This is a genomic window from Streptomyces sp. S.PB5 (assembly GCF_030403745.1).
Taxonomy (GTDB): domain Bacteria; phylum Actinomycetota; class Actinomycetes; order Streptomycetales; family Streptomycetaceae; genus Streptomyces.
This window is the reverse complement of sequence record NZ_JAQMWP010000004.1, coordinates 305,853-326,904: the sequence shown is the minus strand read 5'-3', so window position 1 is coordinate 326,904 and position 21,052 is coordinate 305,853. Positions and strand designations below refer to the sequence as shown.

The following is a 21,052-nucleotide window of genomic DNA, read 5'->3' as shown; positions in this document are numbered from 1 at the left end:
CGTCATGACCGGCGATCAGAGGTCAGTAGAGCATGAGATATGACGAATCATCATCATTCCCGACATGCACGTGGTGTCGGCCCGAAGTTCAGATATCGAGCGCGATACCGGAGCCGGACTCACTCCGGCTCACGAACCGTCGACGGGTGGCGGAGTGTGCACGGCCGGGGGCGGGGGCGGGTCGCCGGCGAGGGACTCGTCGGGAACCTCGGCGACCGGACGGGGATCCGCGGTACGCCAGGTACCGGGCTTCACGCCCCACACGTACACCGCGTCGTCCAGCCGCAGCGCCTTCCACAGCCGCTTGGCGTCGTCGTACCGCAGGTTCACACAGCCGTGCGAACCCCCCTTGAACAGGTCGCCGTACACCCCGTGGAAGGCCTGTCCCCCGCTGAAGAACTGGGAATACGGCATGGGCGCGTTGTCGTAGAGCGTCGAATGGTGGTCGATGGAGCGCCAGTACACCCGGAACCACCCGGTCCGGGTCTCGTAGCCGTCCCGGCCACTGCGTACGGGCACCGGCTCGTAGAGCACCTTGCTTCCCTGCTGCACCCACACCAACTGCCGGGACAGGTCCACGCAGGCGACCTTGTACGAGCGCACCGGGCACTTCTTCGCCGCGTTGGGGTTCTTACGGGCCTGGGCGACCAGCATCATCCGGTACGTGGCCAGACCCGCATACCCGTCGGCCGGGCGCACCCCGGCGCTCCGCTGAAAGGCAAGGATCGCTACGCAATCGGCGACCGACTGGCGCCCGTCGACCGGTTGCTCCACATACTTCTCCATCTCCCGCTGATACGGCCCCGTACCCGCGGCGCATCCGGGCACCGCCCCGGCCCCGGCAGAGCCGGGCCACACCACCGCCGTCAGCGCCACCGCGCCCACCACGGCCCAGCGCCTCACCTGCGTCCGCCCCAGCCTCGCTGCCGCGTCCCTCACCACAGTCGGCCTCCCGTAACCGTCTCGCATCCCACGCTTGCCTCCAGCAGTACGGCACCGGAGTCCTGACGGAGAGGTTCTGCTGAGCCGATCGTGTCGATCACGCGTCCCAGTCCCAGGTTCCCCCACACGTGGGTACTCGCCCACGATCAATCACTTTCTAGGACAGGCCCGAATAACGGGACATAACCTTTCCGGATCGAGAGGAGAGCCCCGTGCACGAGCCCTCGCCGGTCCTGGTGGTCGACGGCCACAACGACACCCTGTTCGCTCTGGAAAGCACGCTCGAACAGCTCCGCTACCCTCTGCTCCGCGCCTGCGGCACCTCCGAGGCCCTGAAGGTGCTGCTGCACGCCCACCCCGCGGTCATCCTGCTGAACGTAGGCACGGACAGCACCGGTGAGCTCGACCTCGTCCACCGCATGAGACGTCTCGATCCGGTCCGGGACGTCCCCGTCGTACTGCTGTCCAGCACCGGAAGCGAGCGCGACCTGTCGGCCCTCGGCTACCGACTGGCCGTCGCCGATCTGGTCCTCATGCCCGTCGACCCGTGGGTGCTGCGGATCAAGGTCCGCCATCTGTACGAGACACAGGTGGCGCTGCGAGCGTTACGACGCGCTGCAGCCCCCGTCGCCGTTCCCTCCCCCACCGCCGACAGCGACAGCGGCGTGCCCTCCGGCGTCCACAACCCATGAGGCCACTCGGGGCACTCCACTGGCGAGCCGCCGCACGCCCACGGCGGAAAAACATATGTTCACACCGTGACGCGCCCGAAGAAGCCCCCCGCCCCTCATCTTCCCCGGCGACGCCTGCACCGCCTGGCAGTGCAGGCAGCCCTGATGCTCGCCGCAACGGCCACGCTCAGCGGCACCACGGTCACCACCCCGCCCGGTCAGGACACCGGCACGAACATCCTGCTGATGGGCATCGACGACCGTGACACCATCACTCAGCAGGAGAAGCAGCAGTTTCACGCGGGCGGCACCGCCTGCCACTGCACGGACGTCATGATGCTCGTCCATGTCTCCGCCGCCCGCGACCGGGTGAGTGTCGTCAGCCTGCCGCGCGACTCCTACGCCCTCGTCCCCGCCCACCGCGACGACGTCACTGGCGCCCTGCGCCCCGCGCATTCGGCCAAGCTCAACCATGCCTACGCCGAAGGCGGCCCCGCGCTCGCCGTCCGCACGGTCGAGAACATGACCGGCGTGGACATCAAGCACTACCTCCAGGTGGACTTCCGGCGCTTCATGGACGCCGTCGACGAGATCGGCGGCGTCGACGTCTGCACCGCCCGGCCTCTTCAGGACTTCGCCACCCGACTCGACCTCACCCCGGGCACCCACCGGCTCGGGGGCGGCCAGGCTCTCCAGTACGTCCGTTCCCGGCACCTGGACGCCAGCGCCGACATCGGGCGAGTGCAGCGCCAGCAGCGGTTCCTGGTCGCGACGCTGCGCCGACTGTCCACGCAGGGCGTGCTGGCCGACCCGGTAACGATGGTGCGTCTGGCCCGTACGCTGCGTGGCTCCGTCCGGGTCGACCAGGGTATGAGCGTCGGCCGCCTGCTGGACCTGGCCGCCGTGCTGAGCCGGATCCCCCTGTCGGCGACCGAGTTCACGACCGTGCCGGTCGGCGGCTTCCATCCGATCCTGCCGGGTGTCGGATCGACACTGCGCTGGGACACGGCGGCCGAGCGGCGGCTGTTCTCCCGGCTGCGGCAGGACCGCCCGCTCGTCCCAGCGGGCTCCACCCCTGCCGCAGCCGATCCGCCGCCGCTGCTCGGCCGTACACCCCCCGTGCGGGGCACGGCGCTGGCGTGTTCCGGGTTGCCGTCCCAAAACATCGCCGAGGCCGCTGGAAAAGGAGACTCCACCGCCGAACCGAGTCATGCCCGCGCCGGGGCAGGACACCGGCATGACTTCTTCGGATGGGAATTCGGCGAAGGCCGGTAAAAAGCACGCCAGCCACGCGGAAAGAAAAGCCGACAAGGAGGAGAGCAGCCCTCTCGTCCACGACCGTCCGCCCATGGGGAGTAGGTCCCGTTCCAGTCGAAGCAACTGGAGAAAGGTGCCTGCCGTCACTGCACATGACGCGTCCGGCCTAATTGTGGGCCCGTCAGGAAAGACCATCACCCCGCTCCGATCTGCGGGAATGCGAACCGCGCGCTTTTCGGGGACACGGGTGGCGCAACCTGGGCGGGCAGCCCGTCGGATCTTCACATAACGTCGACCGCAGGCGGCTGATTACGCATCGTGCGCGGTTGACCGCAACCCGCGATGGCCGCTCCATCACCCAGTCACAGGAGTCACACATGAACAGCATCCGTCGCGCCATAGCCGGCACCGTCGCGGGCGCCCTTCTCACCATCGGCGCCATCACCGCGGCCGCTCCGGCACAGGCCGCCAACGCGATCTCGAACCCGGAGCGCAACCGGGTCTCCCAGAGCACGTCCGTGCAGCGCGGCGACCTCACCGGAGGCCTTACCGGGGGCGCCGGGGGCGGCCTTCTCGCCGGCCTCGGCCTGGGCGGCATCGCCGACACCGTCTGCGACCTCCTGACGGGCCTTCTCGGCTCCAACAAGATGAGCGGCACCAGTGGTGGCGGCCTGACCGACGGCCTGACCGGTGGCCTGACCGGCGGCCTGACCGACACCACCGGCGGGATCCCGCTACCTGTCGGGTAACCCAGACCGCTGACGCGGACCGGCAGAACATGAGCGGCCGCCCCGGCCAGGGGCGGCCGCTCACGCGTGTTCCGCCGAACGGGGGTTGACGCTCACCCACCCGACCCAACCGGCCGCCGATCGTGTGACCGCCCCGCACCCGCCCGGTACAACTCGGTACGAACACCTGATCCGAATACGGACACACGACAGAGAACGTCCGGTGCCGGGCTTCGGACGCGAGGAAGACGGGGAGACGAGCGACGTTGAGAACGAGAACGCGGAAGGCCCGTCCGATCCGCGCGGCGGTCATCATCGTTCCCGCCCTGGTCATGACGCTGGTGTCAGGCGCCTGCGCGCCCGCGGCGTTCGCCGCGTCGTCCGCGCCGCCGTGCACCGCAGGCACCGGCCCCTACCAGCGGCGGCTGGAGCAACACCTCGGCCTGCGGGCCGACGGACGCCAGTCCCCCTCCGACTGTGCGGCGATCCGCGCCTTCCAGCAGCGCAACGGTGTCCGCCCGGCCGCGGGCTACGCCGGACCGATCACCCACCACGCCGTGCTGGTCGTGGAAGCACGGGCCAACCCCGACCCCGGTCGGAAGTGCCCGGCCCACTCGACACGGATCGCATGCGTGGACCTCGACCGTCGGCTGATGTGGGTGCGAGAAGGGCTGCGCGTCGTCTATCCGGCGGTTCCGGTGCGCACGGGCCGTGACGGCTCAGAGACCCGGACCGGGTGGCACCGGGTCTACCGGCGCAGCATCGACCACCGCTCGACCCTGTACGGCAACGCACCGATGCCGCACGCCCAGTTCTTCAGCCGGGGACAGGCCTTCCACGGCTACTCCGGCGACATCTTCCGGGGCGGCTCGCACGGATGCGTGAACCTTCGGTCCGCCGACGCACGGCGACTGTGGGACACCCTGCGCAAGGGCGACCAGGTGTATGTGTGGGGACGCGCGCCGGGCACATGAACCGACGGGCACAAGTGCGCGGCCCGCACACCCCCGACAGGATGTGCGGGCCGTACGCATCTCAGGCCACTCCGACCGGCCCGATCAGCACTTGCCGCCCTTGCACGGTTCACCGCGCTTGTTGCTGATCTTCACGACCAGGCCGTCACCCTTGCTGCCGTTCGCGAAGGTGAGCTTGTACGGCCCGGTGACCGGGTTCTTCGGCAGGACGTAGCCCTCGGGCACGTCCTTCTCGACCAGGTAGTACGTGCCGACCCGCAGGCTGCCGAAGGAGCAGCGGCCCTTCTTCGTGGTCACGCAGTCCCCGACCAAGGTGTCCTTGTTCGCACCGGTCCGCTGCAGACCGGGCACACCATTGGTGTTCTGCCAGAGCTGGAACACCGCGCCACGCAACGGCTTGTGATGCTTGCTCTCAGTCTTGACGAGGGTCAGCCGCAGCGCCTTGACGAGACCCGCGTCGAGGGTCAGGTCCTCACGGTTGCCGGGGCCGAGCGTGACGACCGGGGTGCAGCCGGTGTTCACATCGACGACCGAGTCATCGCCGACTCCGCCCGCGTTCTGCTTGGTCCACAGATAGCCCTTGGGGGCGATGAAGCAGACCCGGTACTTGCCGTCCTCCAGGTCCGGGAACAGGTAGTTGCCGTTGGCGTCGGTATACGTGGTGCGCAGGACCTCGCCGGTCTCCGGGTCCTTCAGCAGGACCTTGATGGCGGGCGCACCGGGCTCGCCCGGGGCCTTCGCGCGGGACGCACGCTCGTCCGGGTCCTGGATACCGTTGCCGTTGGTGTCGAACCACACGCGGTCGCCCAGCCGGTTGAGCGGTACCAGCCCGGCGTCGATCGTCAGGTCGTCGCAGTTCTCCACCTGCACCGGGTAGCTGCACCCGGTGTCCGGGAACACGGCCGAGTCGTTGTCCGAGCCGCTGGCGTTGTGCTTCGTCCACTTGTAGCCGCTCGGCTTGGTGAAGCAGACCTTGTACCAGCCGTTGGCGAAGTTCTCGAAGGAGTACTTGCCGGCCGCGTCGGTGGTCGTGGTCTGGACGATTCCACCGTTCATGTCGACGAGCTTGGCCTGGACGCCGGGCGCGGGCTTTTCGTCCGCGTCCTGCACGCCGTTGCCGTTCTCGTCGTACCAGACGTAGTCGCCCAGCTTGTTGGCGACCTCCGCCGCCCGTGTGTCCGACGCCGTGGAGTGGTTGGGGCCGTGGTCTCCCGGCAGCGCCGCCGCCGTGCCGGCGAGCGATCCCGTCGCTGCCAGCGCGAGGCTCAGCCCACCGAGCCATACCGGCATCCGCGTGCGCCGCGGCGGGCCCGGCGGGGCATGCCGATGTGTAACGCTCATGTTCGCTTCTCCTCTGTTGAGCACTTGTCCTCGTCTCCCTCGAGAGCCCCCCTTCGATGGCATGTATCGACACACCGGAGATCCACCCAATCGACCCATTAGTAGGAATAACGGGAACTCAAATATCGTGCTCGTTGGCCCAGATGGGGCTCGGTCACCCGGCCGCACGCTCCCTCGCGCGACCGGCCGCCGCGTCCCTGACGATCTGACGAAAGGGTGATGAACGACCGTCAGGGAGCACCGATGTACCCGAGAAGCCGTCAGAACAGGTGCAGAGCCCTGGCCTTGGCCCTCTCCGGTGCACTCGCCGGATACCTCGTCCTGGGCCCCGCCGCCATGCCGGCACCGGCCGCCGGCGTCGGACCGGACGGGCTGAGCGGGGTCTACGTGGTCCAGTTGGCGGACGAACCGGTCGTCACGCACCGGGACCTCCGGCGCACCGCCGGCCGACGGCCGGACCCGGACTCCGATGCCGTACGTGCTTACGTGGCGCGGCTGGACCTGCGGCGGGACGCCCTGCTGGCAGCCGTGTCCGGGCGGGGGCGGGCCGTGGCACCACGACCCGAGGTGCTGCACACCTACGACCATGCGCTCAGCGGGTTTGCCGCACGGCTCACCTCCGGCCAGGCCGCACGGCTCACCGCCGCACCGGGCGTCCGCTCGGTCACCCGCAACGAGACCCTGTACCTCACGGGGTCCAGGACGGAGGCGGCCGCCTCCGCACTCCCCCTCGCCGACACCGCCCGCTTCCTCGGACTGTCCAGCCGGCAGGGACTGTGGTCCCGGTTCGATGGCGGGCCCGGGCGCGCCGGCGAGGGCATGATCATCGGCGTCGTCGACACCGGGATCGACCCGGCCAACCCGATGCTGAGGCCGTCACCGGCACCCCGCCCGGACGCCGAGGCCATCGCCCGCAAGTGGCGAGGCGGCTGCGACGCCGGCACCGGCCCCGGGCAACGGTTCACCTGCACGGGCAAGGTGATCGGCGCCGCCTACTTCGGCAAGAGTGTTCCGGGAGCAACACCGGCCTCACCTCTGGACACGGAAGGACACGGCACTCACACCGCCACCATCGCCGCCGGCAACCACAGGGTCGCCGTGTCCCTGCCCCCGTCCGTCCTGGAGGGCGAGCTGTCGGGTGTCGCGCCGGCCGCTCGGGTGGCCGCCTACAAGGCGTGCTGGGGCGCGGCGGGATGTCCCCTGGCCGATGTCGTCGCCGCCATGGACAGGGCTGTGGCCGACGGCGTCGACGTGATCAACCTGTCGGTCGGCGGCGCTCTGCCCAGCATGGACAACCCCCTGTACGCCGCGCAGCTCAACGCCGCCGCGGCCGGTGTGTTCGTCGCCACCGCGGCCGGGAACAACGGGCCGGGCACCGTGGCGAACACCGCCCCGTGGGTCACCACAGTGGCCGCCGCCCACGGTGACACCGGCTACCGCACGGCCCTGGCACTCGGCGACGGAACCGTCTTCACCGGGGCGGGCGCCGATCGGGCCGTCGCGTCGGCCCCGCTGGTCGACGCCGCCCGGGCGGGGGCACCGGACACCGACCCGGCGCGGCTCTCCCGGTGTTCTCCGGGCACGCTCGACGCGGCAAAGGCACGGGGTGCGGTCGTGATCTGCGAACGGGGATGGATCGACCGCGCCGCGAAGAGCGACGAGGTCCGGCGGGCCGGTGGTATCGGCATGGTGCTGGTCAACACCGACGACGACCAGGACCTCCTCACAGAGGTGGTCTCCGTGCCGACCGTGCACCTGAGCGCGGTGGACGGCGCCGCAGTCCGGGCGTACGCCGCCACCTCGGACGCCGCCGTGCGGCTCGGCACGTCCCGGAGCGTACCCCGGCCGACCCCCGGCATCGCGGGATTCTCGTCCGGCGGCCCGGACACCCTCGCGCACGGCGACGTACTCAAGCCGGACCTGGCCGCACCAGGCGTGGACATCGCGGCGGGGGTGGCGCCGGTCGGCACGACCCCCCGCTTCGGCGTGCTGTCCGGCACGTCGATGGCTGCCCCCCACGTGGCGGGACTGGCCCTGCTCCTGAAGGGCCTGCACCCCGGCTGGTCCCCCATGGCAGTCAAGTCGGCCCTGATGACCACCGCGTCCACCACCGACGGCACGGGCCGGCCGGTTCGCCGCTCCGGAGCGAAGGCCACCCCGTTCGACCTCGGCTCCGGTCATGTCACCCCGGCCGCCGCGGCGGACCCCGGCCTGGTCTACGACTCGGCCTTCGCCGACTGGACCGACTTCCTGTGCGCGGTAAGCCGGCCGGACGTCCCTGGGAACAACCCCCGGTGCGGCGCGGCGCGGCGCATCGACGCCGTCGATCTCAACGGCCCGTCGATCGCCGTCGGACACCTGACCGGGCGGCGGACGGTGACCCGCACGGTCACCAACGTGGGCTCCGTCCGAGCCGTCTACCGGGCGACGGTGAAACCGCCCGCCGGTTTCGAGGCCCGCGTCACGCCCGAAGTGCTGGACCTGGCACCGCGCGCCTCGGCCCGGTTCACCGTCCGCCTCACCCGGCGCGACGCTGTCTACGGCCGGTGGGCCTTCGGCACCCTGACCTGGACCGACGAGCACCGACAGCACCAAGTGCGCAGCCCGGTCGCGCTCCTGGCACACCGACTCGACGCCCCCGGCACCGCAGCGGGCTAGGGCACCGCCGGCTCGGTGACACGGACACCCGGGTGGGCCGGCGGGGTGAGCTGCACACCCGACTGCGCGGCCTGTACTCCGACACCCCCCGCTCCGGAACGCTCACCGGAACCGCACCGCGCTTCGACCCGGACCGTCCGGCCGAGAGCCGGGCGACGGCCAGAATGCGCGTCCCTGTGCCCGACGGCGCCGAACTCGCCAGGGTGGCCGCCCTGGCCGACGACACCGGCACACGGCGGGATCTCGATCTGTATGTCTGCAAGGACGGCGACACCCTGCCCCAGACACCGCTGTCGTTCGTTCTCAGAACCTGGCTGGTAAACCCCGACAGCCGCTGTGGGAGCTTCACCACTCGACGTCCATCGACGCCACTTCGGGATCGTGGAGTACCGCGAGAACACCGTCGGCGACGCGGGCCTGACCTACCTGACCGTGACGCCCTGACACCCACAGCTTGGATGGGGCTCCCCACAATCGGCCAGGGGGAGCCCCGGCCGTGTCCTCGACGCAGGTTTCAAGAACACGGCAGTCATATTCCGGACGGGCCGCCCGTCACGTTAGCGGCGCCTTCCGGCTTGCAACACACGACGCGCCCGACGGCGCCGGCAGAGCGACGCAATCCGTCGTGCCACGTCCGGGGTGATCTCGTACGAGGTCGTAACCCCTCACCAGCTGCGGCGTTGAACGGAACGCAGGGTCGCCCCCAGGCGGCCACGCGAGCCCCAACGCCGACCGTACAAAAGGAGTAAGTGATGTCCCGCATTGCAAAGGTCATGGGTGTCGGAGTCGGTATCGGCACCATGATGCTCGGCGGAGCCGGCCTGGCCGCGGCGGACGCCTGCGCCAACGGCGAGGCCTCCAACTCACCCGGTGTCGCCTCGGGCAACCTGGTCCAGGTCCCGGTGCACATCCCGGTCAATGTCTGCGGCAACACCGTCACCGTGATCGGCGCTCTCAACACCGCCGAGAACAACACCTGCGAGAACAACTGACCGGTTCACAGCGACAGCGCACCGCCTCCCGCGCGCACTGCAGGAGGCGGTGCGCTGTCGTCCGCCTCCGTGTCAGGGGTTGTCGAGGGGGTTGATGCCCTTGATGCCCAGCGTGGAGGCCAGCCAGGCCACCTCGGGCGGAACTCCCATGTTCACCTGGTCCAGCTTGGGCACGATGCCCGCCGACGGCAGTCCGGTTCCCGGAAGTCCCTCAAGGGACTTCGTCACTTCGGGGACCAGCGGCACATCCTCGAGCAGTCCTCCGTCGACCGGCACGGCAGCGCGGTCTTGCAGCTCCGCGTCCGCCGCAGCCGCGCCGGAGCCCGTCACGACGAGGAAAGCGCCAAAGGTGGCGACACCGAATGCCCTGACAGCGCGCTGCTTCATCGTCTTCGTCATGCGTACGTCCTTGTCCGTGGTGTTCTCACCAGAGGAGGCCGGGCTGCGTGGGTCCGGGCGGTGGTGCCGCCCGGACCCCGGTGCACCTCACTCGACTCGGCGGCCGGCCGACGGGCGGTCCCCGGCGGTCCGGCAGCGCGAGGTCACTTCAGGGGCAGCTTCGGCACTCCGCCGCCCGGCAGGTCGACCGTGGCCGTGTCCCGTTCCACACTCGCCACATCCGACCCGACCATGGCCCCATCGGTCTTCGGAACCGGAATCTGGGCCTTGCCGGCAATCTTCTGGACGGCTCCGTCCACTCCGGCCGGCGTCATCGAGCCGAGCACGCTGCGAGTCTCCGGCAGGGAGTTGCCGTGGACAGGAACGACAGCGGTGACCTCCTTCGTGTCCAGAAGCACCGCATGCCCACCCTGGTGCAGCGGAACGCCCACCTTCGCGTCGTGGTCGGCTGCAACAGCAGGCGTCGCAGCCATGGCACCTGCGGCGGCCACGACGGTCACGACGGCGGAGAGGGTTCCCCTGGTGGTCGACTTCATCTCAGTTACGATCCCTTTCATGATGTGCGGCTTCGGCCGCACTCTGACTAACGAGCCCACACGGCCGAACAGTGCAGGGTTGCGGCCACTTTCGCCCGATGACAGCAATTCGCAGGTAATGCGGTTACAGGTAATGCGGTTATTCGAGTGGGCCAGATGCGTGACAGCACAGCGCCGGGGCCGGTTTCCCACAGAGCGAGGAACCGGCCCCGGCGCGCGCGACGGCCAGGGCGGAGGGTGAGTTGACCGACGCCCAAGCCGGGCCCGGCGCGAGGGATGGATCGTCAGGACTGCACTACGACGACGCGTGACGGTGGCGAACGGGGTCAGCCCGCCAGACCGCCCCCGATGCCGCTGAGGATCCCGGTGGCGTTGCCCAGACCGCCGCCACCCGCGACACCGGCGACGCTTCCCAGGTCCGACAGGCCGGACTTACCGGTCAGGCCGCCGCCACTCGCCAGCGACAGCACGGAGAGCGTGTCCCCCACGTTGCCCAGGGCGCTCAGGCCCCCCACTCCGTCCGCGGGCGCCGCCTGCGCGGACGGCGCGGCGCCGGCAACGACAAGGGCACCGGCGAGGACGCCCACAACCTTCAGACGCTTCATAAGAGTTCCTTTCCTCGGTAACACGCGGTCAGCAGTCACCTGAGAGATTCACGGTCCGGACGACATGAGCCCGGTACCTGACTTCGGCATGCGTAACGACGGCCGGAAACGCTGGAAACTCCTGAGCCGAAAAGTTCTCGGAACTCATACGAAAAGATCGCGCTCATCGCGCAATCCCCCGTTCGACTGGCCCGCATAACAGCTGAACACCAGCGCCGCCCATTCGGACTACGACGGGTGACTCCACAGGTCCGACACAGTTGACGGGTTCGCTGATAAATACGGATACGCGACTAGAGTTGCTCACCTCCTGAATCCAGCAAAGACCGGTCGGGTCGCGGCTCTCGACCCAACAGGCGCGGAGACTCCATATCGAAGAAGAAACCCCCACGACGTGCCGCTGGTTCAGATTCTTCTCCCCGGAAGGGCAACGCCGGTCATGTGCAATTCCCTGACCACCGTTCCGCGCCTCGCGACCCCGAAAGCGAGCAACGACCTCCCCCATTCAGCGGTTCACGCTCCGGGCCTCTCGGCCCTCCTCCCCGTCGGAGGCGCGTGATGACAGTGCCGTCCTCAGCGGACCCACATCACGTCCTCCACGTCTCCCAGCCCGTGGAGGGAGGCGTGAGTCGCGTCGTGATCGACCTTGCGACGGCCCAGCTCGAGGCGGGATGGCGGGTCACCGTGGCCTGCCCCGAGGGGGGCATGCTCGCGGACGCGCTGCGCGCCCTGGGCTGCCCCGTGTCCGCCTGGCAAGCCTCCCGATCGCCGGACCACCGACTTCTCGGGGAGACACGCCGACTGGCGGGGCTCATCGCCGACGTACGGCCCGATCTGGTGCACGCGCACAGCGCCAAGGCCGGTCTCGCGGCCCGGCTCGCGGTGCGTGGCCGGATCCCAACCGTCTTTCAGCCGCATGCCTGGTCGTTCGAGGCCGTGGACGGTGCCATGGCCCGTGTCGCGCTGCACTGGGAGCGGTTCGGGGCGCGGTGGGCACAACGCGTGCTCTGTGTCAGTGAGGCGGAGCGGCGCACCGGGGAACTGTCCGGGATCACCGCCGCCTGGCGCGTGACCCCCAATGGGGTCGACACACATCACTATCGGCCGCAGCACGGCCGCGCCCGGTCCGAGACCGACACGCTCGTGGTGTGCGTGGGGCGGTTGTGCCGGCAGAAGGGCCAGGACGTCCTGCTGGACGCCTGGCCCGCGGTCGTGGAGCAGGTGCCCGGGGCCCGTCTTGTCCTGGTCGGTGACGGGCCGGACGCCGAGGCGCTGCGGGAACGCGCCCCCTCCTGTGTCGAATTCGCCGGAGCGACTGCCGACGCCGCCCCCTGGTACCGGGCCGCCGACGTCGTCGTCCTGCCGTCCCGCTGGGAGGGCATGGCTCTCGCCCCGCTGGAGGCAATGGCGTGCGGCCGTGCGGTCGTCGTCACCGATGTGGACGGGGCACGCGAGAGCCTGCCACCGGGCTGCGCGCCGCACTGTCTGGTGCCCCCGGAGAGCCCTCAGGCCCTGGCCCGGGCCCTGACCACGCTGCTGCGTGCCCCTTCGCTGCGCCAGTCGCTCGGCGCCACGGGGCGCGCCCATGTCCTCGCGGCACATGACGTGCGGCACGCCGCTGAGGCGGTGGCCTGCGTGTATCGCGAGCTGCTCGGCGCCGACGCCGAGCCACGCGTCGTACCCACGAAGCACAGGGAGTCCACCGCCACATGACTACGGACAGCACCTTTCCCTCCCCGGCCGGCAGACCCCGGATGGCCGAGCACGGTGTCTCCGTGCTCCCACCGCACACCTCGGTCAACGGTCTGCTGTTGCCCACCGGGCGGGGGCACCGGCTTCGGCACGCCTCCCGAACGCCCCTGCTGGTGGCGGACGTCACGGCCGCCTTGTGTGCCATGTCCCTCGTGCCCGCAGACCAACGGCATCCGCTGCTGGCCCTGGTGCTGCTGTCGTTCGCACTGTGGCCCCACCGGTACGGCACCCAGAGCCACGCTGTCGCCGAACCTGGCGTGCTCGACGACCTGCCCGCACTGTGCGGGCGGATCGCTGTCGGCTGGGCGGTCTACGCGGCCATCGCACCGCTGGAACGGCTCGCTCCACCTGTCCTCGTCCTCTCGGCCACGATCCACTGCGCGATGGCCGTCCTGGCCCTGACTACGGTGCGCGGGCTCCGGCGCAGCGCCCTGCGGAGTCGGCCCCGGCCGACTCTGGTGATCGGATCGGGCCGGCCGACGCGGCGCGTGTGCGCCGCGTTGCTGCGCGATCCGGGCTGCGGCCTGCGACCGGTCGGTATCGTCGCCGACACTCCGGAGGTGCTCCCCGGTCTGGGCGACGGTCCCGCTCTCCCGGTGTTGACGACCGGTGAGGAAGTACAGCGGGCCGTCATCCAGAACGGCGTGGAGGTGGTACTCGCCGTGGGCCCCGCCGCCCGCGCGAGCCACGGCTTGCTGCTGCGCAAGCTCGGCCGGTACGGCTGTGCGGTGAGCGAACTCGACCCCGGCTCGCCCTCGTACGCTCTGGGCAGGCCCGGGACGCCGTACCTGGCGGGTTTCGCCTGCCGACCGCTGGCCGGGTCCGCTCGGCCTTCTCTGCCCGCCGGTGTCGCCAAACGCCTGCTGGACGTCGTCGTGTCGGGAGTTCTGCTGCTCCTGACCAGCCCTGTGCTGGCGTGCTGCGCGATCGTGCTGCGGCTGACCGAGGGGCCGGGGGTGGTTTTCCGGCAGGAGCGAGTCGGCAAGGACGGGCGGCCGTTCACCATGATGAAGTTCCGCACCTACCGGCCGAGCACCGCGAACGAAGCCGCCACCCGCTGGAGCGTGGCCGACGCACGAGGCATGAGCCCCTTCTGCCAGTTCTTGCGGCGGACCTCGCTGGACGAGCTGCTGCAGCTGTGGAACGTCTTCCGTGGCGACATGAGCCTCGTCGGCCCGCGTCCCGAACGCCCCTTCTTCGTCGCCCAGTTCTCGAAGGAGTACCCCGGCTACGCAGAGCGGCACCGAATGCGTGGAGGCATCACCGGCCTCGCCCAGGTCAACGGGCTGCGCGGCGACACATCGATCGAGGACCGGGCGCGTTACGACAACACCTACATCGACAGCTGGTCGTTGTGGCAGGACATGTGCATCCTGCTGCGCACAGCCATGCTGCTCATCCGGCCGACGGGGAGCTGAGCACCCGTGAGCATCCCTTCGGCGGTCGCCGCTTCGGCAGTCTCTCGGCTGCCCGGTCCGCAATGGGCGGTACCCGTGCTGCCCATCGTCGCGGTGGTCGCCCTGCTGGCCGTGCCGACCCCCTCCGCGGGCGGCATGACCCTCGCCGACGCGGCCTGCGGGCTGGTGGTCGTCTGCGCCGCCGTCCAGACCGTGCGCCGCCTGCGGCGTCCACTGACACGGACCGCGGTGGCGGTGCTCGCCCTGCCCGTACTGGGCATCGCGGTTGCCGCCGCGGGGGCGGCCACGCCCGGCGACGCAGTCATGGGGCTGGTCCGCTATCTCCAGGTGTTCGTGCTCGTCCCGGTCGCGGTGGTGCTGCTGCTGCGCGACCGGCGCGACGCCCGGCTGGTGCTGTGGTCCGTGGTGGGCCTGGCGCTGTATCAGGGGGCCGTCGGAATGCACCAGTTCGTCACCGCTACGGGCGCGTCGTACCAGGGCGCCACCATCCGGGCGGTGGGGACGTTCGGCGCCTCCGACGTGATGGGGATGGCCACGGTCGTCTCCTACGGAGTGGTGTGCGCGGTGGGACTCGCGCTCGGCGCGGGCGCGTCGGCGCAGCGGACTGCGGCCGCGCTGTGCGCGCTGGCCCTGCTGGCACCGCTCGCGGTGTCGTTCAGCCGCGGCGCGTGGATCGCCACGGCCGTGGCCTGCGGAGCACAGATGGCGCTCGCCGGGGGGCGACGGGGTCTGAAGGTGGTGGCGACGGTCGTCGCCACCGGCGTGGTACTGGTCGGCGGGTTCGGTGTGGGTGCGGCGGTGGTCCAGGAGCGACTGGACAGCATCACACGGGTCACGGACACGCCGGACCAGTCGGTGGTCGACCGCTACACACTGTGGGCGGCGGCGGTGGACATGTGGCGCGAGCATCCGGTGACGGGCGTCGGACTGAAGGCCTTTCCCGCGTACCGGGACAGCCACGCCTCGGTCGCGCTGTCGTCGGCCAGCGACACGATGGACGCAGGACACAGCTTCAAGAGGCAGGCACTGCTCTCCCCGCACAACATGTACCTGCTCATCCTGAGCGAGCAGGGCCTGATCGGCCTGATCGGCCTGGCGGGCAGCTGGCTCGCCCTACTGGTCCTGGGGCTGCGCCGACTACGGCGCGCCGGACGGACGCGGGACTGCGCGCTCGCGGTGTGCGGCCTGCTGTTGTGGCAACTCGTGGACTTCGGGTACGCCGACATCGGCGGCCCGTCGACCGCCCTCATCCCCGTGGGCCTCGGCGTGGCCGCCTGGTGGGCCCTGGCGCGCGGCGCGACGTCGGTCCCCGCCACGCGTGAGGCCGTGCGATGAGGCCCGCATCGGTCACCCGCCATGTACCGGGCGACGTGGGCGACACCGCCGTCGCACCGCCACCCGAAGCGGAGTCCACTCCGCCGCCCGGTACCGACTTCCCCTCGGGCCGCTTCCTCGCGAGGGCCACCCTGTTGTCAGCGGCGCTGTCCGTCGCCGGATCGGTGCTGGGTCTCGCCCGGGACCAGACACTCGCCCACTTCTTCGGGGCGGGCGCGGAGACGGACGCCTTCCTGATCGCCTGGACGCTGCCCGAGATGGCAGCGACCCTGCTGATCGAGGACGGGATGGCGTTCGTACTCGTACCCGCGTTCAGCGCGGCGCTGGCCCGGCGGGCCCGTGGCACCAACTCCCCCGATCCTGTACGTGCGTTGGTCGCGGCCTCACTGCCCCGGCTGTGCCTGGCCATGGCGGCCACGGCTGTCGTTCTGGTCGCGGGGGCGCCTCTGTTGGTGCGCGTCCTGGCCCCCGGTCTGCCCGACCCTTCCCTCGCCGTGGACTGCACCCGCCTGACCGCAACCTGTGCTCTGAGCTTCGGCCTGGCCGGTTACTGCAGCGCGGCGCTGCGGGCGCACCGGGCCTTCTTCGCGCCCGGGGCGATCTATATCGCCTACAACACCGCGATCATCACCGCCATGTTCACCTTCGGCGGCCGCTGGGGGGTCCGCTCGGCCGCCCTGGGCGTCGCGCTGGGCGGGGTGCTCATGATCGCCGTACAGGCACCCGTCCTGTGGCGCAGGATCACCCGCCATCCCCGCACAGAGGAGGCGGGGTATGACGCAATGCCGCGCCAGTCCGAGGCGCGGACGCCCGTGCCGGACGGCAAGGACGGCGGGCTGCCGCTCGCGCCGGCGCTGGTCGGCACGGTGCTGCTGTTCGCCCTGTGCCGCCAGGCCCAGGTCCTCGTCGAGCGATACCTCGCCTCCGGGCTGCCCGCCGGGGCCATCTCGCACCTGAACTACGCCCAGAAGGTGGCGCAGCTGCCGATGATGATGGCGCTGATGCTGTCCATCGTGACCTTCCCGGTGGTGGCGCGGGCACTCGCCGAAGGCGACATGCGGCAAGCCCGGAACCGCGTCGAGCGGGACCTCGTACTCATGGCCTGCGTCGTCCTGCTGGGCGCCTCCGTGGTCGTGGCCGCGGCACCTCAGATCGTTCAACTGCTCTTTCAGCGAGGTGCGTTCACAGCCGGAGACACAGCCGCGACCTCCGCCGTCATGCGGGTCTACGCGGTGGGCCTGCTCGGGCACACGCTGGTCGGCGCGCTGGTGCGGTCGTACTTCTCGCCGGGGCGCGCGACCTGGTACCCGCTGGGCGCCATGGCCGCCGGTCTGGCCACCACCGTCGGCCTCGGTGCACCGGCTGTGGGCTTCTGGGGCGCGCGCGGTATCGCCGCCGCCAATGCGGTCGGCATCACTCTGACGGCGCTGCTGCTGTTGCGCGGACTGGGCCCGCACAGCGTGCCGGTGCGAGTCCGCCGGATCGCCCTGCACCTCGTCAGGCCCGTGGCCGCCGCGCTGTGCGCCACAGCGGCGGGGTTCGCCGCCACCAGGCCGTTCGCCTCGCCCATGGCCGCCCTTCTGGCCGGCTCCGCCACCGTGACCGGCGTGTTCCTGTTCCTGGCCTGGCTTCTCGATGCGGCGGGCTCCCGGTCCCTCCTGCGCTCCGCCGTGCACCTCGTCCGCCGTCCCGCCACACGAAAGCTCCGCCATGGTCGTTGACGCATCTGCCACCCCTCGTACGACCAGACCGGATCGCGGGCCGGTTGTGCGAGCACGTCCGCATCGTGGCCCCGCGGCCTGGGTCGCCATGTACCACTCCGTCTCGGATTGCCCGGACGACCCGTACAACGTGACCGTGTCCCCCGCCCGCCTCGACCGCCAGCTCGCCTGGCTGCACAGCCGCGGTCTCCGCGGCGTGAGCATGCGGGAGCTGCTGGCAGCCCGTGCCCGAAGAGAGGAGCGCGGCCTGGTCGGGCTCACCTTCGACGACGGATACGCCGACTTCGTCACGGCCGCGCTGCCCGTGCTGCACCGCTGGGGCTGCGGGGCCACGGTGTTCCTGTTGCCGGGACGGCTGGGCGGCGAGAACGTGTGGGAGCCGCTCGGGCCCCGCAAACGGCTGCTGAACGCCGACGAGATCCGTCGCGTCGCGGCCGCCGGTGTCGAGATCGCCTCCCACGGGCTCACCCACATCGACCTCACCGGCGTCCCGGACCCCGTGCTGCGAGCCGAGGCGGCCCAGAGCCGCTCGCTGCTGGCCGGCATCACCGGCGCCGAGATCGACGGCTTCTGCTACCCCTACGGCATGGTCGACGCGCGCGTCCAGGCAGCGGTGCGCCAGGCCGGTTACCGCTACGCCTGCGCCATCGCCCCCGGCCCCGACTTCGCCGGGGACCTGGCCCTGCCGCGTGTCCATGTCGGCCAGGCCGACACCTCGGCGCGCCTGGAGCTGAAGAGGCGCATGGCCCGCGTCTACGGCCGGACCGTGGAGGCGGCATGAGAGTCCTGCATGTGATCACCGGCCTCGGTATGGGCGGAGCCGAGCAGCAGCTGCGCCTGCTGCTGCGTCATCTACCCGCCCGCTGCGACGTGGTGACCCTGACCAATCCGGGCTCGGTCGCCGAAGGGTTGGTCGCGGACGGCATCCGCGTCACCCACCTCGGCATGCGCGGCAACCGCGATCTGGGCGCCCTGCCCCGACTCACCCGGCTGATCCGCGCCGGTGATTACGACGTCGTGCACACCCACTTGTACCGAGCATGCCTGTACGGCCGGCTCGCGGCGCGGCTCGCGGGGGTGCGAGCGGTGGTGGCCACCGAGCACTCGCTGGGCGAGACCCAGCTGGAGGGCCGGCCGCTCACCGCGGGCGTGCGGGCGCTGTACCTGGCCGGTGAGCGCCTGGGCCGGGCCACGGTCGCCGTCTCCGCGACGGCCGCCGAGCGGCTGCGCCAGTGGGGGGTGCCGGCATCCCGCATGCGCGTCATCCCCAACGGCATCGACGCGGAGCTGTACCGCTACGACGAGGTGCGCCGCAAGGAGGCCCGGATGCACTACGGGCTGCCGGAGGACGCCTACGTCGTCGGGGGCGTCGGCCGGCTCGTGCCTGCCAAGCGCTTCGACGTCCTCGTGCACGCCCTGGAACGGATGCCGACCTCGGTACGGCTGCTGCTGGTCGGCGGTGGGCCGGAGAAGGAACCGCTACGCCGCCTCGCGGCGCGGCTGGGGGTGGCCGACCGGGTGGTGCTGACCGGTGAACGGCCCACGCTGCCGAAGCCGGGCGACAAGGCGCCGGGACTGCCCGACCTGCTGTCCGCGATGGACGTGCTCGCCTCTCCGTCCCCGGAGGAGACCTTCGGGCTGGCCGTGCTGGAGGCGCTCGCGGCCGGCCTGCCCGCGCTGTACACGACCTGCCCGGCGGTGCAGGACCTGCCGCCGGAGGCGGCGCCCGCCGCCCAGCAGGTCGTGGGGGACGCTGAGGCGTACTCCCGTCAACTGCTGCGGCTGTACGCGACGGGGCCTCAGGAGCGAACCGTCCCGGACGCCGCGCGGCACTACAGCATCCGGCATGGCGCCCGTCAGTTGATGGATGTGTACCTGGCCGCTCTGTCCGGCTCGACCTTGGAAGTGAGTTCTCGATGACCGACACTCCCGCCCAGTCCGCGCGCCCAGTCCGCGCGACCCTCCACCGTGTCCGCCGGCTGCCCGCCTGGTGGCTGCTGCCGGCCGGCGCCGTGGTCGGCGCCGTGACCGGCGGTGCCTACGGTCTGCTGAAGGCACCCGAGTACACCGCCACCAGCTATGTCGTCGCCGTCCCCACCCAGAAGTCCGATCCCTCCGCCGCGCTCGGCTACGCACAGGCCTACGGCCGGGTGGCCACGCAGTTGGCAGTGCTCGGTGACGCGCAGATCTGGTCCGACGTCTCGCTCGACACCCTGCGCCAGAGCGTGCGCGCCGAGGCCTCGCCCGACGCACCGATGGTCGCGATCTCGGCGACCGCCACGAGCCCCAAGCAGGCGCGGGACATGTCCAACGCCGTGTCCCAGGCCCTGGTGGCCCAGGCCCGCCATTCCCAGGACGACACCCATGTGCGGCTGGTGCGCCTGTCGCGTGCGACGAAACCCGGTGAGCCGTCGTCGGCGTCCCCGTCACTGACCCTGTTGGTCGGCGCGAGCGCGGGCGGCCTGCTGGCCGGGCTCGCCCTGCTGGCCCGGCCTCGCCGGGAACCGGAGTACGACGAGACGAGGCGGGCACCGGTGCCCGCTCCGGCGCTGGCCACCGAAGGGCAGCGCTGATGGGCACTGGCGGCCCGGCCCTGTCGGTCGAGGTGTGCTCCGACGAGCAGGGTTTCGCGGAGCTGGCCGAGGACTGGGGGCGCCTGTACCGGGCCTGTCCGTCGGTGACCCCGTTCCAGAGCCATGCCTGGCTGCACTCGTGGTGGCTGTCGTACGGCGTGCCGGGCAGACTGCGGCTGGTCCTGGTACGGCGACGCGGTGAACTGGTGGCTGTGGCACCACTGATGCGGGTGCACGGCCCGCTGCCGGCCCTGGTGCCGGTCGGCGGTGCCATCTCCGACTTCTGCGATGTACTGATGGACGCGGAGTCGGCCGCTCAGAGCACCCTGGCGCTCGCCGACACACTGGCCGGCCTGGCCCGCACCGCGCTGCTCGACTTCCGTGAGGTCCGCCCGGGCGGCGCGATGGAACGCGTGTTCCGCTGCTGGCGCGGCCCGCGGCTGCGGATGCCGGACTCCGCGTGTCTGGAGCTGCCCGCCGCTCCCATGAGCGATCTCGTGCGGCGACTGCCGTCGACCCGCGCCCAGCGGGTCCGCAACAAGCTCAACAAGCTCGCCCGACTCGGCGTCGAGTCGCGCGTCGTGGAGCACGACAAGACAGAGGCCTCACTGCACCGTCTGATCGAACTGCACCGCCTGCAGTGGGAGGACCGAAAGGTCTCCCCGGAGCATCTGCGGCCGCGGTTCCTCGACCACCTCGTGCGCTCGGCGGTCCCGATGGCCCGCTCCGGCCAGGCTCTGGTGCGGGAGTACCGGCTGGACGGCGAGGTGGTGGCGGCCGATCTGACGCTGCTGTCCCGGCAGCTCGCCGGCGTCTATCTGTATGGCGTCCATCCGACGCTGCGTAAGCACCGGGCCGACGTGGCGACGATGGTGCTGCAGGCGTCCGCCGAGGACCTCGCGCCCGGTCGGCACCAGGTGCTGAGCCTGCTGCGCGGCACCGAGCCCTACAAGTACCGTTGGCGGCCCGAGACAGTCGTGAACCAGCGCTTTCTGCTGGCCCGCCGCCGCACCGCGCCGCTGCTGGCGGCGGCGGCGGGCGAGGCCGCCGCCCGCCGCCGGGCGCGCGAGTTCCGCGACACCCGAGCAGCCTCCCGCGACACGGACGGCACGGAGGACAACCGCCGCGCAGACGCAATGTGACCGGTGAG

Annotated in this window: 19 protein-coding genes; 14 read left to right on the top strand and 5 right to left on the bottom strand. The window is 71.0% G+C overall.

All coding sequences use genetic code 11. The features are described 5' to 3' along the window. Positions 1-129: 129 nt before the first annotated feature. Complete coding sequence (locus PH203_RS13015; RefSeq protein WP_289920218.1) at positions 130-861, bottom strand: L,D-transpeptidase; 732 nt, start codon at positions 859-861, stop codon at positions 130-132. Between the two features lie 293 nt (positions 862-1,154). Between PH203_RS13015 and PH203_RS13010 the strand changes: the two genes are divergently transcribed. From PH203_RS13010 to PH203_RS12995, 4 genes are all read left to right on the top strand, one after another. Next, positions 1,155-1,634: a response regulator gene (locus tag PH203_RS13010; RefSeq protein ID WP_289920032.1), complete on the top strand. Its 480-nt coding sequence runs from the start codon at positions 1,155-1,157 to the stop codon at positions 1,632-1,634. Between the two features lie 144 nt (positions 1,635-1,778). Continuing rightward, complete coding sequence (locus PH203_RS13005; RefSeq protein WP_289920031.1) at positions 1,779-2,888, top strand: LCP family protein; 1,110 nt, start codon at positions 1,779-1,781, stop codon at positions 2,886-2,888. Positions 2,889-3,247: 359 nt separating this feature from the next. Then, positions 3,248-3,619, top strand: a complete 372-nt coding sequence (locus PH203_RS13000; RefSeq protein ID WP_289920029.1) for a hypothetical protein — start codon at positions 3,248-3,250, stop codon at positions 3,617-3,619. Between the two features lie 245 nt (positions 3,620-3,864). Further along, a complete protein-coding gene (locus PH203_RS12995) occupies positions 3,865-4,572 on the top strand; it encodes a L,D-transpeptidase family protein (protein ID WP_289920028.1) in 708 nt (235 codons plus the stop codon). An 84-nt stretch (positions 4,573-4,656) separates the two neighbouring features. Here PH203_RS12995 and PH203_RS12990 read toward each other — a convergent pair whose 3' ends face one another. Then, a complete protein-coding gene (locus PH203_RS12990) occupies positions 4,657-5,913 on the bottom strand; it encodes an SdrD B-like domain-containing protein (RefSeq protein ID WP_289920026.1) in 1,257 nt (418 codons plus the stop codon). 243 nt (positions 5,914-6,156) lie between these two features. Between PH203_RS12990 and PH203_RS12985 the strand changes: the two genes are divergently transcribed. Further along, positions 6,157-8,571 (top strand): S8 family serine peptidase, encoded by a 2,415-nt coding sequence (locus PH203_RS12985; protein ID WP_289920024.1) that lies wholly within the window; start codon positions 6,157-6,159, stop codon positions 8,569-8,571. 752 nt (positions 8,572-9,323) lie between these two features. Next, positions 9,324-9,563 (top strand): chaplin, encoded by a 240-nt coding sequence (locus tag PH203_RS12980; RefSeq protein ID WP_289920022.1) that lies wholly within the window; start codon positions 9,324-9,326, stop codon positions 9,561-9,563. 72 nt (positions 9,564-9,635) lie between these two features. Here the strand turns inward: PH203_RS12980 and PH203_RS12975 are convergent, their stop codons facing one another. From PH203_RS12975 to PH203_RS12965, 3 genes are all read right to left on the bottom strand, one after another. After that, positions 9,636-9,962, bottom strand: coding sequence for a hypothetical protein (locus PH203_RS12975; protein WP_289920020.1), 327 nt, complete (start codon positions 9,960-9,962; stop codon positions 9,636-9,638). A gap of 143 nt (positions 9,963-10,105) precedes the next feature. Beyond that, positions 10,106-10,462 carry a hypothetical protein gene (locus PH203_RS12970; protein WP_289920018.1) on the bottom strand — a complete coding sequence of 119 codons (357 nt, stop codon included), beginning with the start codon at positions 10,460-10,462 and terminating at the stop codon, positions 10,106-10,108. 362 nt (positions 10,463-10,824) lie between these two features. Beyond that, on the bottom strand, positions 10,825-11,103 hold the full coding sequence (locus PH203_RS12965; protein ID WP_289920015.1) for a hypothetical protein: 279 nt from the start codon (positions 11,101-11,103) through the stop codon (positions 10,825-10,827). A 558-nt stretch (positions 11,104-11,661) separates the two neighbouring features. On the opposite strand from PH203_RS12965, the gene PH203_RS12960 reads away from it, so the two are divergent. From PH203_RS12960 to PH203_RS12925, 8 genes are all read left to right on the top strand, one after another. Further along, on the top strand, positions 11,662-12,816 hold the full coding sequence (locus PH203_RS12960) for a glycosyltransferase (RefSeq protein ID WP_289920013.1): 1,155 nt from the start codon (positions 11,662-11,664) through the stop codon (positions 12,814-12,816). Further along, positions 12,813-14,273 carry an exopolysaccharide biosynthesis polyprenyl glycosylphosphotransferase gene (locus PH203_RS12955; RefSeq protein ID WP_289920011.1) on the top strand — a complete coding sequence of 487 codons (1,461 nt, stop codon included), beginning with the start codon at positions 12,813-12,815 and terminating at the stop codon, positions 14,271-14,273. Before PH203_RS12960 ends, PH203_RS12955 begins: the two co-directional genes overlap by 4 nt. 12 nt (positions 14,274-14,285) lie before the next feature. Further along, positions 14,286-15,608: an O-antigen ligase family protein gene (locus PH203_RS12950; RefSeq protein ID WP_289920217.1), complete on the top strand. Its 1,323-nt coding sequence runs from the start codon at positions 14,286-14,288 to the stop codon at positions 15,606-15,608. Next, on the top strand, positions 15,605-17,329 hold the full coding sequence (locus PH203_RS12945) for a lipid II flippase MurJ (RefSeq protein ID WP_289920008.1): 1,725 nt from the start codon (positions 15,605-15,607) through the stop codon (positions 17,327-17,329). The genes PH203_RS12950 and PH203_RS12945 overlap by 4 nt, the downstream gene beginning before the upstream one ends. A gap of 88 nt (positions 17,330-17,417) precedes the next feature. Continuing rightward, positions 17,418-18,110, top strand: a complete 693-nt coding sequence (locus PH203_RS12940; protein ID WP_289920006.1) for a polysaccharide deacetylase family protein — start codon at positions 17,418-17,420, stop codon at positions 18,108-18,110. Continuing rightward, positions 18,107-19,249 (top strand): glycosyltransferase, encoded by a 1,143-nt coding sequence (locus tag PH203_RS12935; protein ID WP_289920004.1) that lies wholly within the window; start codon positions 18,107-18,109, stop codon positions 19,247-19,249. The genes PH203_RS12940 and PH203_RS12935 overlap by 4 nt, the downstream gene beginning before the upstream one ends. Beyond that, positions 19,246-19,902, top strand: a complete 657-nt coding sequence (locus tag PH203_RS12930; RefSeq protein WP_289920002.1) for a lipopolysaccharide biosynthesis protein — start codon at positions 19,246-19,248, stop codon at positions 19,900-19,902. Before PH203_RS12935 ends, PH203_RS12930 begins: the two co-directional genes overlap by 4 nt. After that, complete coding sequence (locus PH203_RS12925; RefSeq protein ID WP_289920000.1) at positions 19,902-21,044, top strand: GNAT family N-acetyltransferase; 1,143 nt, start codon at positions 19,902-19,904, stop codon at positions 21,042-21,044. The genes PH203_RS12930 and PH203_RS12925 overlap by 1 nt, the downstream gene beginning before the upstream one ends. Positions 21,045-21,052 lie beyond the last annotated feature (8 nt).

What these genes read in the sequence shown, in the direction of transcription:
- PH203_RS12935 (WP_289920004.1), top strand. Translation starts at nt 18,107, where the DNA reads ATGAGAGTCCTGCATGTGATCACCGGCCTCGGTATGGGCGGAGCCGAG.
- PH203_RS12975 (WP_289920020.1), bottom strand. Translation starts at nt 9,962, where the DNA reads ATGACGAAGACGATGAAGCAGCGCGCTGTCAGGGCATTCGGTGTCGCC.
- PH203_RS12985 (WP_289920024.1), top strand. Translation starts at nt 6,157, where the DNA reads ATGTACCCGAGAAGCCGTCAGAACAGGTGCAGAGCCCTGGCCTTGGCC.
- PH203_RS12980 (WP_289920022.1), top strand. Translation starts at nt 9,324, where the DNA reads ATGTCCCGCATTGCAAAGGTCATGGGTGTCGGAGTCGGTATCGGCACC.
- PH203_RS12990 (WP_289920026.1), bottom strand. Translation starts at nt 5,913, where the DNA reads ATGAGCGTTACACATCGGCATGCCCCGCCGGGCCCGCCGCGGCGCACG.
- PH203_RS13000 (WP_289920029.1), top strand. Translation starts at nt 3,248, where the DNA reads ATGAACAGCATCCGTCGCGCCATAGCCGGCACCGTCGCGGGCGCCCTT.
- PH203_RS12945 (WP_289920008.1), top strand. Translation starts at nt 15,605, where the DNA reads ATGAGGCCCGCATCGGTCACCCGCCATGTACCGGGCGACGTGGGCGAC.
- PH203_RS12925 (WP_289920000.1), top strand. Translation starts at nt 19,902, where the DNA reads ATGGGCACTGGCGGCCCGGCCCTGTCGGTCGAGGTGTGCTCCGACGAG.
- PH203_RS12930 (WP_289920002.1), top strand. Translation starts at nt 19,246, where the DNA reads ATGACCGACACTCCCGCCCAGTCCGCGCGCCCAGTCCGCGCGACCCTC.
- PH203_RS13005 (WP_289920031.1), top strand. Translation starts at nt 1,779, where the DNA reads ATGCTCGCCGCAACGGCCACGCTCAGCGGCACCACGGTCACCACCCCG.
- PH203_RS12940 (WP_289920006.1), top strand. Translation starts at nt 17,418, where the DNA reads ATGTACCACTCCGTCTCGGATTGCCCGGACGACCCGTACAACGTGACC.
- PH203_RS12955 (WP_289920011.1), top strand. Translation starts at nt 12,813, where the DNA reads ATGACTACGGACAGCACCTTTCCCTCCCCGGCCGGCAGACCCCGGATG.
- PH203_RS12960 (WP_289920013.1), top strand. Translation starts at nt 11,662, where the DNA reads ATGACAGTGCCGTCCTCAGCGGACCCACATCACGTCCTCCACGTCTCC.
- PH203_RS12965 (WP_289920015.1), bottom strand. Translation starts at nt 11,103, where the DNA reads ATGAAGCGTCTGAAGGTTGTGGGCGTCCTCGCCGGTGCCCTTGTCGTT.